Here is a 14,556-nt window from a genome sequence, read left to right as displayed (position 1 = left end):
TGAGCCAGAGATGACTAAACAATATGACGCCGATGTCATTGTGATCGGTTCGGGCGCGCTTGGCAGCAATGCCGCCCATACGCTTGCCCTCAAGGGCCGTTCGGTAATTATTCTTGAAGCCGGTGAAAAAATCCCGCGCTGGAAAATTGTCGAAAACTTCCGCAATTCCTCCAAAAAAGCTAACTACAACTCGCCGTATCCCAACGAGCCCTGGGCGCATCACTCCTACGACGAACAGTACATTGAAAACACCGGTTCCTTCGATTTTCGTCCGGGTATGCTCAAACTGGTTGGCGGCACGACCTGGCACTGGGCCTCGGCCTGCTGGCGCTATCTGCCAAACGACATGAAGCTGAAATCGCTCTACGGCGTGGGTCGCGACTGGCCGATGGAGTACAGCGAGCTGGAACCTTTCTACCAGAAAGCGGAAGAGGCGCTGGGCGTATGCGGCAGCGACACGGACGACCAGAGCGGTCAGGCCGGATCTGCGTTCCCCCCGCGCTCCAAACCCTATCCCATGGCACCGGAAGGCGAAACCTACCTGTTCCAGCGGGTGAAAAGCCGTCTCAGCCCGGCCGGTTACCACTTTATTCATGAGCCGAATGCCCGTGCGACGCGCCCCTATGACGGTCGTCCGGCCTGTAGCGGCAACAACAACTGTATGCCGGTCTGCCCGATAGGCTCCATGTACAGCGGCGACAAGCACGCGCAGCATGCCGAAGACGCGGGCGCGAAACTGATGACCGACGCCACCGCCTGGAAGCTTGAAAAAGGTGCCGACGGCAAGATTGTGGCAGTGCACGTGCGCAGCTCCAAGGGTGAAGACCAGCGTCTGACCGCCAAATATTTTGTCGTGGCGGCGCACGGACTGGAAACCCCCAAGCTGCTGCTGATTTCCGACGTCGCCAACAGTTCCGATCAGGTCGGACGCAACCTGATGGACCACACCGGCATGGGGCTGCAATTTCTGGCCGATGAACCGGTCTGGCCGGGGCGTGGCGCGGTCCAGCAGGGCGGCATATTCAACTATCGCGACGGGGATTTTCGCAAGAATCACGCCGCCATCAAACACGCAATGGCCAACAACGTGCCGAACATGACCGTCGCACAGCGGTTGATTGGCAAAGGGGTGATCGGGAGCGAACTCGACAGGCAAATCCGCCACGATGCGGCGCGCTGGGTCGACATCTCGACCGTTTTCGAAATCCTGCCTCATGCCACCAATACCGTGCGCCCAAGCACCACCCGCAAAGATGCGCTCGGCATTCCGATGCTGACCGTAAACTACGAAGTCGATGATTACGTCAAGGCCGCCAAAACGGTTGTCGACGCCGACTACCGTAAATTTGTCAGTCTGATGGGCGGGACCGTGGTCGAGGACAATACCGGCTGGCAGAACCGCGACCACCTGATGGGCACGGTCATCATGGGCGACAACCCGAAGGATTCGGTAGTCAACCACGAGTGCCGGACCTGGGACCACAGCAATCTGTTCCTGGCTACCACCGGCGTTATCCCTGCATCCGGGGTGATTAACCCAACCTTGACGGGCGTCGCGCTCAGCATTCGCGCGGCAGAAATCATCGACAAAGAGATTTAGGCGGGGAGACGAGATGAAAACCACACACAGGATTTTGACCGCCGCAGCGCTTGCGGCCGGTATTTTTGGCGCAACCTCTGCGCTTGCCGCGGAAGATTCCACGGCGCAGTTGATAAAGAAAGGCGAGTATCTCGCCGTCGCAGCCGACTGCGGGGCCTGTCACCGTCCGTTGCATGAGGACGGCGCGTCCTACGCGGGCGGCTATGCGATTGATTCGCCGATGGGGCGGATAATTTCCAGCAACATCACGCCGTCAAAGCAATACGGTATCGGTAATTACACCGAGCAGCAGTTTGCCGACGCGGTGCGCCGTGGCGTGGCAGCCGACGGCAGCAATCTGTATCCGGCGATGCCCTACACGGCGTATCACGCGATTTCCGATGAAGATATGCACGCGCTGTACACCTATTTTATGCAGGGTGTGAAGCCCTACGACCAGCCGGCAGCCGAGAAAACCGACCTCGCATTTCCGTTCAATATTCGCCAGATCATGTGGGGCTGGAACCTGCTTTATCGCAGCGACAAGCCGTTTGAAAAGCGCGAGGGCGCAACGGACGAGTTGAATCGCGGGAAATATCTGGTCGATGTGCTGGGGCATTGCAGCACCTGTCATACCCCCGCAACATGATGATGGCCGAAGACAGCAGCCAGAATCTGGCGGGCAGTCCGCTTGGCGGCTGGTATGCGCCCAATATCACACCGGATAAATCCGGCATTGCCGACTGGACGCAGAGTGACATTGTCACGTATCTCAAAACCGGCCATCTTGCAGGCAAGGCGCAGGCGGCAGGCCCGATGGGCGAAGCGGTGGAGCACAGTTTCCGTCATCTCGATGACAGTGACCTGAATGCCATTGCCGCGTGGATCCGTCAGGTGCCGCCGGTTTCCACGCCGGTTGCGGCCAAACTTGATACGCCGCCTGCGGCGACGGATATCAATCAGGTCGTCAAAGGTCAGGGCAGTCAGTCTTCACTGGCCGACAGTTCAAGCATAAATGGCGCCGAGCTGTATAACGGTGCCTGTGCCAGCTGTCACGGTATTGAAGGTCAGGGCACAAAGGACAACTTCTATCCTTCGCTGACTCACAATACCGCGGTGACCGGCGCGACGCCGCAAAACCTGGTGATGACGGTAGTTAACGGCATCGAACGCAAGGGCAACGATATCGACGTCGGCATGCCGGCCTTTGGGCAGCAGATGAATGACGCGCAGATAGCCGCCGTCAGCAGCTATGTGCGCACGCAGTTTGGGCAGGTTAACGATTCGGTGACCGCCGAGCAGGTAAAAGCCTTGCGACAGGGCGGCGCGCAGCCTTTCATTGTGCGTTACGTCAACGCGCTGATGATTGGCGGGGCCATTGTGGTGTTGCTGATTCTGTTCGGCTTGCTACGCTTACGTAAGAAACACTAAACGGAAGACCTCGCTCGCACAGAGTGATCGTCTTTTACTGGTTTATCCCTGTAAGATACTGAACAAATTTATGGGGATAACCCTTTTCTCGGAGAGCCGTAATGCCACATGTTGACTTGAAATTTATTACTCGTAACCTGACCGAAGAGCAGCAAAACGCGGTGTCTGAAGATATCATCGCCGTGCTGAAAAAACATTTCGGCAGCACTGACGATTCTGTCTCCATCCGCCTGAACGAAATTCCAAAAGATAGCTGGAAGAGTGAAGTTTACGACCCTATCATCATGGCGCACCTCGATAAACTGGTGAAAAAGCCGGGTTATAAACTCGACTAATCGCACGCCAGACCCACAGCAACAGTGCCAGCCTTGGGCGGACTGTTGCTGTTTATTTTGATGCCATGCCTTGCTATATCGCCGTTTATTCCCTTCATGTTTTAAAAGCATTTAACTTATTGCCGACATTCTTCCGGCCATTGCAGTGCCATTCACGCCTTCAACGTTATAATTTCCTTAATTTAAAGTGACCTAACACTGTCTTGCTTACAGGGAATATCCATGACCGATCCTCAGGTTGAAACAAAAAGCCGCACCACGACGCTGGTTTTCGCCACCCTACTGACCGGCGTGGCAGCCGGTATTGGCGGCATGTTGCTGGCGTTACTGCTGCACGCCATCCAGCATGCGGCTTTTGGCTACAGCCCGAACGCCATCATCAGCGAGGAGAGTTTTTTACAGGGCGTCAGCGCCGCCAACGCGTTTCGGCGCATTGGCGTTCTGATTATGTGCGGGGGCGTGGCCGGACTCGGCTGGTATCTGCTTTACCGTTTCGGTAAACCGCTGGTCAGTATCGCCAATGCGGTGAAAAATCCGGCAATGCCGATGCCTTTCTTCGCCACGCTCTGCCACGCGCTGTTGCAGATTGTCACCGTTGCGCTGGGTTCGCCGTTGGGTCGTGAAGTGGCCCCGCGTGAAGTCGGGGCGATTGGCGCGACCTGGCTTTCGCAGCGTTTTCGCCTGACCCAGTCAGAGACGCGGATAATGGTAGCCTGCGGCGCAGGCGCAGGATTGGCTGCGGTTTACAATGTTCCGCTGGGCGGCGCGGTGTTTACGCTGGAAGTGCTGCTTGGCGCTTTTAGCTGGCCGTTGCTGCTGCCTGCCGTCTGTACTTCGGCGATTGCGGCACTGGTGGCATGGGCGGGGTTGGGCAATGAATCGCAATATCACTTGCCCGCGCTGTCTATCACGCGGGATCTCATTATCTGGTCGGTACTGTGCGGGCCGCTGTTTGGCGTTGCCGCCAATCTGTTTAGCCGGGTGATGACGCGCGCGCGCAAACAGGCCAAACGCAATTGGCAGATGCCGGTGTTCTGTCTGTTGAATTTTACCTTGATAGGCCTGCTGTCAGTGGCTTTTCCTGAACTGCTCGGCAACGGCAAAGGGCCGGCGCAAATTAGTTTCAGCAATGAAATGATGCTTTACCTCGCGTTGAGTTTATTGATTCTGAAGCTGCTGATTATCTGGGGCAGTTTACGCTCGGGGGCAGAAGGCGGGCTGTTGACACCGGGGCTGTCCAATGGCGCTTTGCTGGCCTGCATTCTTGGCATTGCGTGGAATCATTTTTTGCCCGGCACGTCGCTTGGCGCATTTGCCATTATCGGTGCGGCGGCGTTTCTTGCCACTTCGATGAAAATGCCGATAACCGCCGTGGTGCTGATTCTGGAGTTCACCCGCGTCAATCATGACTTCCTGATCCCGATACTCTTTGCGGTAACCGGATCGGTTGCTACCAGCGCCTTGATGAACAAAAGGTTCGGGGATTGAAGGTCGGGTCCGGCAATGAATTGTGTTATTTTACCTTATTGCGTTTATTTTACTGATCTTGAAACCCTCTATGGACAATATTGAAAATCTGACCGCGATGGTGGTCTTCGCCCGCGTGGTGGAAACACTCAGTTTTACCGAAGCCGCGCAGTCGCTGCGACTGTCGAAATCGTCGGTGAGTCGTGAAATTGCCAGCCTCGAGGTCAGATTGGGCGCGCAGTTGCTGACCCGCACCACGCGCAAGATTGCGGTGACGGAAGTCGGGATGCGCTATTACCAGTACTGCAATCGTATTCTCAATGAAATCAAGGGCGCGGAACACTTTATCCGCCATTTTCATGAAGAACCGATCGGCAATCTGCGAGTCACGGCACCGGTCACCTTTGGCTGCCAATGTATTGTGCCGGTCCTGAACCAGTTCATTAATAACAATATTCACGTCAACGTGGATCTCGACCTGACCGATCGACCGGTGAATATGGCCGAGGAACTCTTTGATCTCGCCATCGTGATTACCCGCGACAAACCCGAAAGTGCGCAGATTAAACCGCTGATTCCCATTACCTGGGGACTCTATGCCGCGCCGAACTATGTCGCGCGACTGGCGAAAATCAGTAAACCCGAGGATCTGCCGCGCCATGACTACATCCTGTTTCGGGGTCCGGCCCACACCATTTCGCTACCGTTTTACAAAGACAAGCAGAAGCTGGATATCGACGTGCGCAGCCGTTTTCGCGTCAACAACAGCGTCGCGCTCATGAGTTCGGCCACGGCGGGCGCGGGTATTGCCTATCTGCCGGACTACATTGCCCAGGAGTCGGTGAAAGAGGGCAAACTGGTGCGTTTACTGCCGGACTGGAAGATGGATACCTATCATTCATGGGTACTGTTTAAATCGGAGAATATGCTGTCGGCCAGAGTAAGGCTGTTTGTCGATGATTTGGAGAGAAAGCTGCGGCAGAATTATGGCTGACTCTAAAGAATAAAACGGGTGCCAAAGGGCACCCGTTTTCATGTTTACTGACCAAGTGCTAGCAGAACTTAGTAGTAATTACCCTGACGGTAATCCCATGTCAGGAAAATATCAGACATGATAGACATGATTTTATCGACATCCAGACCTTTACGGATAAGAATTGGGCAAGGGGTCACGCTGCGCTGACCTTTTTGCTCTGGAACCAGCGTACCGTTGTCATCGACCATCGACACCATCACACCCTGCTCATAGCGGGTCTTCTCGGTTTCGTTTGGCTGAATGGAGGTCACGTATTCATTGGCTTCAATGATAAGGTCGGCGTGTGATTCGATACGCTCGCCAATACCTTCTACCTTGCCGCGGTTGCCTTTGCCGGATGGGTTGGCAGAGCTTGCGAAGGAGAATTTACCGTGGTTTTCCCACAGCTCTTTCGCCAGAATTTCGCCAGGCTTGCCGAACTTGATAACAAAGCAGCTGGTGTCGCGCTTGTCCATCATCATGGTTTTGGAGCCGTCGTCAGGAATGCGTGCCTTGGCGTCTTCTTTCCATGGCAGGATGCAGCCCAGCAAAATGTCTTTGTCCCAGTGCTGCTGATACAGCGCTTCGATTTCAGGGTTCAGCTGCGCCAGGGATTTCAACTGCTCCAGTGAACCGCACAGCACCACGCCCGGCTTGTTGCGGTTACGCTCTTTGGCTTCGAATTTACGATCCAGACCTTTGGCATCGGAGGTCATGATGATGTAGCCGACTTTGGTCGGGCAAACAATCATGCCGCCGTCTTTGGACAGAATTTCTACTGCTTCAGGCTGTAACGCGCCATTCCATTGAATTTTTTTGCTAGACATTGTCGACCCTTCCAAAAGCAAGTGATGAAGATATTCGGTGTTTCCGAACCAGTGAAATCATCCTACCGCATTTTTTCTAAACTGCGAGTATCAATCTTTAAATTTGACGATTGTTTCATTGCAGCAACAATCGATGCGAGAAGGGCGCTAATCCTGCTAGTCGGCAAATGCTGGGCATGCTATAAAAAAGCATTCTGCCAACGCGATGCCTTATGATGAAACTCCCTGATTTAAATCTGATTATTGCGCTTGATGCGCTGCTGGAAGAGGGGTCCGTGGTGGGTGCGGCCCGCCGTATGAATCTCAGCGCGCCCGCCATGAGCCGCACGCTGGGTCGTATCCGGCAACAGTTAAATGATCCTGTTCTGGTCAAGGTCGGACGCTCGCTGGTGCCTACGCCCCGAGCGCTGGCGCTGCGCGAACAGGTACAGCAGACGCTGCACAACGCGGTAAACCTGTTGCAGCCCGAAAACATTCTCGATGTTACCCAACTGACGCGAACCTTCACCCTGCATGCCAACGACGTGTTTATCAGCGCCTTCGGCGGCGAGTTGCTGGCCCGCCTGCGGCAGGAGGCCCCGAATGTCGGCCTGCGTTTCACGCCCGAAAGCCACACTGATGAAAACGGTCTGAATGAAGGCAAGGTCGACCTGTATATCAGCGCCATGCGGCCATTTGCCGACGACATTCACCTGCAAACCCTGTTCACTACCCGCTTTATGGGGCTGGCGCGTGAAGCGCACCCGATATTCGACCAGCCAATCACCCCCGAGCGTTTCGCGACCTTCGAGCAGATAAGCGTCTCTCGACGTGGTCGCGCTCGCGGCCCCATCGATGAGCGGCTTGCGGAACTGGGTCTGACGCGACACGTTTCGCTGGTAGTGCCTACCTTTCATTCCGGCGTGTTCTCGCTCGGCCATTCGGATTTGATCCTGCCGTTGCCTGAACACGTGGTGCATGCCGTTCAGAAAATGGGTATCCGCCTGCGCGCCTTTGCGCTGCCGTTCGACGTCGACAACATTCCCATTGTGCAGGCATGGCATCCGCGTTTTCAAAGCGATGCGGCACACCGCTGGTTCCGCCGCATCGTGCATGACCTGTGTATCCGTGCGCCAGACGCACGCCTCGCGTGCAAAGAAGGCAATTTCTGAATTCCTGAACTCTCCCTAGACTGAGCCCCTCAATCAATGGGAGAGGATATACCATGCAAATCAAGGCGCAATCCCGGCCAGCCGCGCCTGCCGGGAGCTTTACACTGCGCATCCTGACCGGACTTCTCGGCGTTCTGCTGGCGTCGCTGGTTGCCGGACTTAATGAACACGTGACCGATATCGCCATGATGGATGTCCGTGGAGCCATGTCGATAAGCCACGACGAGGGCAGTTGGCTCACCACACTCTATGAAGCCACGCAAGTCGCCGCGATGGCCTTCGCGCCGTGGTTTTCGGCAACCCTGTCGCTACGGCGTTTCACGCTGGGCGTTACCGGCATCTTCATGCTTCTCGGCATAGCCTGCCCGCTGGCGCCGAATCTGCACATGCTGTATGTCTTGCGCGCGCTGCAAGGGCTTTTTGGTGGCTGCCTGCCGCCGATGCTGATGAGCGTGGCACTACGATTCCTGCCTCCCGGTATCAAGCTCTATGGATTGGGTGCCTACGCGCTGACGGCAACCTTTGGGCCGAATCTGGGTACGCCGCTTGCCGCACTGTGGACGGAATATGTTGGCTGGCGCTGGGCGTTCTGGCAGATAGTGCCGCTATGTCTGCTGGCAATGGCCGCCGTTTCCTGGGGCATTCCGCAGGATCCTCTGCGCCTCGAGCGGTTCAAACAGTTTAACTGGCTTGGGTTGCTGCTGGGGTTTCCGGCGTTCACGTCGCTTGTGGTGGTGCTTGAACAGGGAACCCGGCTTGGCTGGCTCGACTCGCCGTTTATCAGTCACACGCTGTTGCTTGGCCTGGCCTGCCTGACGCTTTTCTTTGTCAATGAATGGTTTCATCCGCTGCCATTTTTCAAGGTTCAGCAGCTTGCACGCCGCAATCTGTTGTTTTCGCTGATTACTCTCGGCGGCGTATTGATCATTCTGGTGGCGATTCCGGGCATTCCGGCCGGTTATCTGGCCGAGGTGCAGGGATATCGTCCGCTTCAGACGGCTCCTCTGGCTTTGTATGTGGCGCTGGGTCAGCTTGCCGCCTTGCCGCTGGTTTCCGCGCTTTGCAACGTGCCGAAGATTGATTGCCGCTGGGTATTGGCAGCGGGACTGAGTCTGATTGCCGTTACCTGTTATCTCGGCAGCGCTATGACCTCCGACTGGATCCGCAACAACTTCTATGGCCTGCAAATGTTGCAGATTCTGGCTCAACCGATGGCCGTCATTCCGCTACTGATGCTGGCAACCAACGGCCTGCCGCCGATCGAGGGGCCTTCTGCTTCCGCGTGGTTCAATACGGTAAAAGGTATGGCGGCGGTGGTCGGCACAGGCGTGCTGGAAGGCCTCACCACGTTTCGTGAACATTTTCACTCCAACATTTTGCTGGATCAGTGGGGCAATCGGACCGCATTCACGCCGGGTTCGCTCGGGCTGGAGAATCTGGCCGAGCAGGTCCGGGCTCAGGCGCTGGTTCTCGCCTCGGCCGATGTTTACCGGGTGATGACGCTCCTGACGCTCGGGCTGGTGGTCTTTATTCCGATGATGGCGACGCGCGTGTTTCCGCCGCGGCCCGTGGCCGGATCGTAATTTTCGATAATATTTCTTTTATTCAGGGTTGTTCAATGACACAAAATTTACTCAAGAAAAACAAGGTAGTAGCCCTTGCTGGCCTAGGCGTGATGGTGCTGGTGCTGACGGGCATGAAGCTTATTTCACCGACCGCCGATCAAACCACCAATGATGCCTTCGTCAGCGCGGACTATACCCTGGTTACGCCACGCATTACCGGGCAGGTTCTGCATGTCGGGGTGGAAGATAACCAGTTTGTGCATCGGGGACAGATGCTGGTTGAAATCGACGACCGCGATGCGCGCGCCGCCTTGAATGCCGTGCAGGCCGAGGTACAGGTGCAGCAGGCGATGGTCTTGAATGCGCAGGCAAGTCTGGTGCAGCAGCAGTCGATTATCGCGCAGGCCGCGGCGGCGCTCTCGGCCAGTCAGGCGAATTTTGTCTTTGCCAAAGCGGACCTCGCCCGCTATCTCGACCTCGCCGCGCAGGGGGCGGGCAGCAGGCAAAATGCTCAGTTGGCGCGCTCAAGAATAGATACCGCACAGGCAAACGTCGCGCGCGACAAAGCCACGCTCAACGCCGCACAGGAAAAAACCGCCATCTTGAGGGCAGAGAGCGAACGCGCAGCCGGTGAATTGAAACGCGCACAGGCCGCGCTCGAAACTGCGCAACTGACGCTCTCCTATACCCGAATTGTCGCCCCGATCGATGGCTGGGTGGGAAAACGCACGGCGCGGGAGGGCGCCTACGTGACGCCGGGTAATCCGCTGCTGGCGCTGGTCCCGCTCAATCGCGCCTATGTCGTGGGCAATTTTCAGGAGACGCAGCTTGCACAGGTGCATGCAGGGCAGCCGGTCGATATCCGTGTCGACAGTCTGGGAGGCAAGACGCTGCACGGCGTCGTTGACAGCTTCGCCCCTGCAACGGGACTGACTTTTTCGCCTATCACGCCGGACAACGCCACGGGGAATTTCACCAAGGTGGTTCAGCGGATCCCGGTGAAAATCCGGCTTGACGCCGGTCAGCATCAGGCCGAACGGCTGCTGGTCGGCATGGCCGTCGAAGCCACCATTCATACGGCGGCAACGGGGAGCAAGACGTTATGAAACCCGTTTGTCTAGCATTGGGCATTACGTTGTTGAGCGGCTGTATGGTAGGGCCCGATTTTACACCACCCACTAGTAAAGCGCCCGCCGCGTGGCCGCAGGGCATCGCCGAAAGCCAGCCGGTAGGAACGTCTGTCGATGCCCGCTGGTGGACCCTGTTTCATGACCCGCAGCTCGACCAGCTGATTGCCCGTTCGACGCGCAGCAATCTCGATTTGCGCGCCGCAGGCGCCCGACTTTTGCAGGCTCGGGCAGCACGGCAAATCGTATCCGGCGACAGCACGCCGACGGTCACCGGCACGGCCAGTGCGCAGCGCGCCCGCAACAGTGAAGAGGGGCTTCAGGATATTTCGGGGCTTGAGGGCAAGAAAGCCTACAGCGTCTGGCAGCCGGGCATGGATGTCTCTTGGGAAGTCGATATGTGGGGACGAGTGCGGCGTGAGTTGGAGTCGGCCGACGCGTCAGTCGAAGCCAGTGCCGAACTGCGTCGCGACGTGCTGCTGACGGTGCAGGCCGAGACGGCGAGTGACTATATTCAACTGCGCAGCTTACAGGCGCAGCGGGCGACCACGGAACAGAATCTGGCGCTTGCGCGTCACAGCCTCAAGCTCACCGAAGTCAAGATGCGTGACGGTGTCGCAACGCGGCTGGAAGGGGCCGAAGCACGGGCGCAGGTGGCACTGATTCAGGCGCGTTTGCCGATGCTCGATCAGCAGCAGTCTCGTCTTCTGAATGCCCTGAGTTTTTTGCTTGCCGAACCGCCGGGCGCGTTGAAAACCGAACTTACGGCAAGCCGCGCAGTACCGCCGACGCCTGAAAAAGTGCCTGTCGGGCTACCGTCCGAACTCGTTCGTCGTCGACCGGATATTCGCGCAGCCGAGGCTAAACTGCATGCCGCAACGGCCGATATTGGCGTGGCGACTGCCGATTTTTATCCACGCTTAACCTTGACCGGAGACGTCGGGCTTCAGGCAATGCAATTTAGTCAGCTCGGAAATTGGGGCGCGCACTTCTTCAGCTTTGGGCCGAGTTTATCGTTGCCTATCTTTGAAGGAGGACGTTTGCGGGGGCAACTGGCGTTGCGCAAGGCGCAGCAGCAGGAGGCGGCAGTAAATTTTCAGCGTACGGTATTGAAAGCCTGGCATGAAGTTGACGATGCCCTGGTGGATTACGACACCTATCAGCAGCAGCGCTCGCAGTTGAATACCGTGGTCGAAAACGATCGGCTTGCACTTGATGCGGCCCAAAAACAGTATGTGGCGGGCGCGACTGATTTTCTGAATGTCCTGACGGTGCAGCAGGCGCTGTTGAATGCCCAGCAGGCGCAGGTGGCAAGCGATGCCGATGTGTCGTTGTCGATGGTGCGGATTTACAAGGCGTTGGGAGGAGGATGGTAGGAGAACGACGTCGGCTCCCGCAAGAGAGCCGACGTAAACCCTTAGTGGCCGGGTCTGTAACCCCGGCAGCCGTACCAGGCGATGTAGATATAACACACCAGCGGCACGACGAAGGAAACCAGCAAGGAGACGTGGTCCGCCACGGCGGCCTGCACGATAGGCATCACGGCACCGCCAACGATACCCATGCACAGTACGCCAGACGCGCGACCGGTCAGCCCACCCAGTTTGTTCAGCGCCAGCGAGAAAATGGTCGGGAACATGATGGAGTTGAACAGGCCGACGGAAAGGATAGCCCACATGCTGAATGTACCGCGCATCAGGATGGCCGACGCAATCAGCAACACCACGACAAACGCGTTGAACGCCAGCAGGCGATTGGCCTTGATGCGGGTCATCAACACGCTGCCGATGAAGCGGCCAACCATCGCGCCACCCCAGTAAAGGGCCAGCTTGTGACTCGCTTCCACGGCAGAAAGGGCAGCGATATCCGGGCGTTCAAGCAGGCTTATCAGGTAGCTGCCAATGGACACTTCCGCGCCCACGTAGGCAAAGATACCGATAACGCCCAGCACCAGATGCTTTTTCTTCCACAGGCTGTGCTCTTTGCCATCATCCTGTTCGATTTCATTGCTCAGCACCGGGAGCTTGCTGAATTTAATGACGATGGCGATAAGGATAAGCAGCGCCGTCAGCACCAGATAAGGCATCTGCACGGAGGCCGACTCGCTGGCGTAATACTGCTGCAACTGGTCCGCCGGCAGCTGGTTAATCTGGTCAGCGCCCAGCACAACGGCCGAAAGGATAAACATGCCGCCCAGAATCGGGCCGAGCGTGGTGCCGAGCGCATTGAATGCCTGAGTCAGGTTCAAACGGCTGGCGGCCGTTTCTGCCGTACCCAGCGAGTTTACAAACGGGTTGGCCGCTACCTGAAGCAGTGTCAAACCAGAGGCCAGAATGAACAGCGACAGCAGGAACAGGGGATAAGAACGCAGGGAAGCCGACGGATAAAACAGGACACAACCGGCCGCGGCGACCAGCAGACCCATGATGATCCCGGCCTTGTAACCAAACTTGCTGACCACCTTTCCGGCAGGATAGGACATGACAAAATAGGCAACGAAGAAGCAGAACTGAACCAGTGACGCCTGCACGTAGCTTAATTCGAACAAGGATTTCAGGTGCGGGACCAGAATATCATTCAGTGAGGTGATTAAGCCCCACATAAAGAACAGTGCAGTTAGCAGAGCCAGCGGCCCTTTGTAACTTGTAGTTTTGTCGTTCATGTAAATTCCTGTTACCTGTAACTGTCAGATTATTCGCCCATTGGCGCCTCTGACTCGACGATAAAATGCCGATGCCCGACTTGGCATCGTTATCTGACCCTGATGGCAATGACACACGCGTAGAAAGGTGACTTGGCGCACATTTTTTTGCGAGCGAAAGATTACATAAACTTGAAAGTAAGACAAGCGATGCCCGGTAAAGCAGCCATTTGGTTTTTGGTTGAAGAAGTAAAAATGTATTTCAATAACAATGCGTTAGTGCATGTTAGTCACTATTTGTACAGGGAATAGGCGCGCCCTATTACTATATTTGTGATCTAGATCTCATAAGTGGCCGTTAAGCAGGGAGGTCAAACAGGAACAAGCTTGCGAATTTCTTCAAAAAAGCGGGCGTAAATCAACGCAAAATCGAATAGGCTAAAGTTTGGATTAGAGGAATGAAAAGGGTTTTGATACGCTTTGACCACACGGTTGCCATGAGATAACCGGCTTACCTTTTCTTATTAATTTTGCCACCGACGGAATCCCCATGCCGATTAAATTGATTGCTGTAGATATGGACGGAACCTTTCTTGACGACGAGAAACGTTACGATAAAACGCGCTTTATGGCGCAATATGCCCAATTAAAGGAACGCGGCATTCGCTTCGTGGTAGCGAGCGGCAATCAGTATTATCAGCTGGTGCATTATTTCGAGGCTATCCAGCACGACATCGCCTTTGTCGCCGAAAACGGTGCCTATGTCGTCGATGCCGGTGAGGAGATCCACTGCGGCAAGTTTGCCCGTGAAGAGGTGGCTCGCATTCTCGACGTGCTGGCGGCTATTCCAGACATCCACCTGATCGTCTGCGGCAAAAACAGTGCCTATGCGCATACCTCAATGCCGCAGGCGGTTGTCGACAAGATGTCCAACCATTATCGCCGACTGAAAAAAGTCGAGGATTTCTCAGAGGTTGACGACATTATCTTCAAGTTTTCTCTGGGTGTGCAAAATGAAGTGATTCCTACGTTGCTTAAAAAACTGGCGTCGGCGGTGGGCGACATTACGCAGCCGGTCAGCAGCGGTTTTGGATTTATCGACCTGATCGTACCCGGACTGCACAAGGCCAACGGGTTGAGTTTGTTGCAGGCGCGATGGGGCATTCATGAAGACGATGTGGTGGCTATCGGCGACAGCGACAATGACATAGAAATGCTGCGTCACGCCCGTTACAGCTTCGCCATGGCCAATGCCAGTCCTGCGGTGGCGGAAGTCGCAAGCTATTCGACCGAGAGCAATAATCAGCAGGGCGCCTTGAATGTGATAGCACGCGTAATAAACGGGGATGCGCCGTTTTAGTTCAAAGAAAGTTTTTCGGTACGACTATTCTGACTCGGTAATAAAATCGCTATAAAGA

Annotated in this window: 13 protein-coding genes; 11 read left to right on the top strand and 2 right to left on the bottom strand. The window is 56.0% G+C overall.

All coding sequences use genetic code 11. The features are described 5' to 3' along the window. Positions 1 to 10 precede the first annotated feature (10 nt). The 6 genes from O1V66_RS07240 to O1V66_RS07215 all read left to right on the top strand — a co-directional run bounded on the left by O1V66_RS07240 (position 11) and on the right by O1V66_RS07215 (position 5,806). Positions 11 to 1,600, top strand: a complete 1,590-nt coding sequence (locus O1V66_RS07240; RefSeq protein WP_045047826.1) for a GMC family oxidoreductase — start codon at positions 11 to 13, stop codon at positions 1,598 to 1,600. 13 nt (positions 1,601 to 1,613) lie between these two features. Further along, positions 1,614 to 2,228 carry a c-type cytochrome gene (locus O1V66_RS07235; protein ID WP_269128234.1) on the top strand — a complete coding sequence of 205 codons (615 nt, stop codon included), beginning with the start codon at positions 1,614 to 1,616 and terminating at the stop codon, positions 2,226 to 2,228. After that, complete coding sequence (locus O1V66_RS07230; protein ID WP_269128233.1) at positions 2,198 to 3,010, top strand: c-type cytochrome; 813 nt, start codon at positions 2,198 to 2,200, stop codon at positions 3,008 to 3,010. The genes O1V66_RS07235 and O1V66_RS07230 overlap by 31 nt, the downstream gene beginning before the upstream one ends. Before the next feature lie 101 nt (positions 3,011 to 3,111). After that, the gene (pptA, locus tag O1V66_RS07225) at positions 3,112 to 3,345 is read left to right on the top strand and encodes a tautomerase PptA (protein ID WP_045047828.1); all 234 of its coding nucleotides are present in this window, start codon (positions 3,112 to 3,114) and stop codon (positions 3,343 to 3,345) included. A gap of 222 nt (positions 3,346 to 3,567) precedes the next feature. Continuing rightward, entirely contained in the window at positions 3,568 to 4,833 is a 1,266-nt protein-coding gene (locus tag O1V66_RS07220) for a chloride channel protein (RefSeq protein ID WP_045047829.1), read from the top strand. Between the two features lie 70 nt (positions 4,834 to 4,903). After that, on the top strand, positions 4,904 to 5,806 hold the full coding sequence (locus O1V66_RS07215; protein ID WP_045048203.1) for a LysR family transcriptional regulator: 903 nt from the start codon (positions 4,904 to 4,906) through the stop codon (positions 5,804 to 5,806). Between the two features lie 68 nt (positions 5,807 to 5,874). Here O1V66_RS07215 and O1V66_RS07210 read toward each other — a convergent pair whose 3' ends face one another. Beyond that, positions 5,875 to 6,654: an L-threonylcarbamoyladenylate synthase gene (locus tag O1V66_RS07210; protein WP_045047830.1), complete on the bottom strand. Its 780-nt coding sequence runs from the start codon at positions 6,652 to 6,654 to the stop codon at positions 5,875 to 5,877. Between the two features lie 212 nt (positions 6,655 to 6,866). Between O1V66_RS07210 and O1V66_RS07205 the strand changes: the two genes are divergently transcribed. From O1V66_RS07205 to O1V66_RS07190, 4 genes are read left to right on the top strand one after another with little or no spacing between them, the layout of a single operon-like run. Next, positions 6,867 to 7,805: a LysR family transcriptional regulator gene (locus O1V66_RS07205; protein WP_241481402.1), complete on the top strand. Its 939-nt coding sequence runs from the start codon at positions 6,867 to 6,869 to the stop codon at positions 7,803 to 7,805. 53 nt (positions 7,806 to 7,858) lie between these two features. Beyond that, positions 7,859 to 9,388 carry an MFS transporter gene (locus O1V66_RS07200; RefSeq protein WP_045047831.1) on the top strand — a complete coding sequence of 510 codons (1,530 nt, stop codon included), beginning with the start codon at positions 7,859 to 7,861 and terminating at the stop codon, positions 9,386 to 9,388. A gap of 35 nt (positions 9,389 to 9,423) precedes the next feature. After that, positions 9,424 to 10,476, top strand: coding sequence for an HlyD family secretion protein (locus O1V66_RS07195; protein ID WP_045047832.1), 1,053 nt, complete (start codon positions 9,424 to 9,426; stop codon positions 10,474 to 10,476). Further along, positions 10,473 to 11,873 carry an efflux transporter outer membrane subunit gene (locus O1V66_RS07190; RefSeq protein ID WP_045047833.1) on the top strand — a complete coding sequence of 467 codons (1,401 nt, stop codon included), beginning with the start codon at positions 10,473 to 10,475 and terminating at the stop codon, positions 11,871 to 11,873. Before O1V66_RS07195 ends, O1V66_RS07190 begins: the two co-directional genes overlap by 4 nt. 41 nt (positions 11,874 to 11,914) lie before the next feature. On the opposite strand, the gene fucP is transcribed toward O1V66_RS07190, so the two are convergent. Further along, complete coding sequence (fucP, locus tag O1V66_RS07185; protein WP_045047834.1) at positions 11,915 to 13,159, bottom strand: L-fucose:H+ symporter permease; 1,245 nt, start codon at positions 13,157 to 13,159, stop codon at positions 11,915 to 11,917. 529 nt (positions 13,160 to 13,688) lie between these two features. Between fucP and O1V66_RS07180 the strand changes: the two genes are divergently transcribed. Beyond that, the gene (locus O1V66_RS07180) at positions 13,689 to 14,498 is read left to right on the top strand and encodes a Cof-type HAD-IIB family hydrolase (RefSeq protein WP_045047835.1); all 810 of its coding nucleotides are present in this window, start codon (positions 13,689 to 13,691) and stop codon (positions 14,496 to 14,498) included. Positions 14,499 to 14,556 lie beyond the last annotated feature (58 nt).

This window comes from Rouxiella chamberiensis (genome assembly GCF_026967475.1).
Taxonomy (GTDB): domain Bacteria; phylum Pseudomonadota; class Gammaproteobacteria; order Enterobacterales; family Enterobacteriaceae; genus Rouxiella; species Rouxiella chamberiensis.
This window is presented reverse-complemented; position numbering and strand designations above follow the sequence as displayed.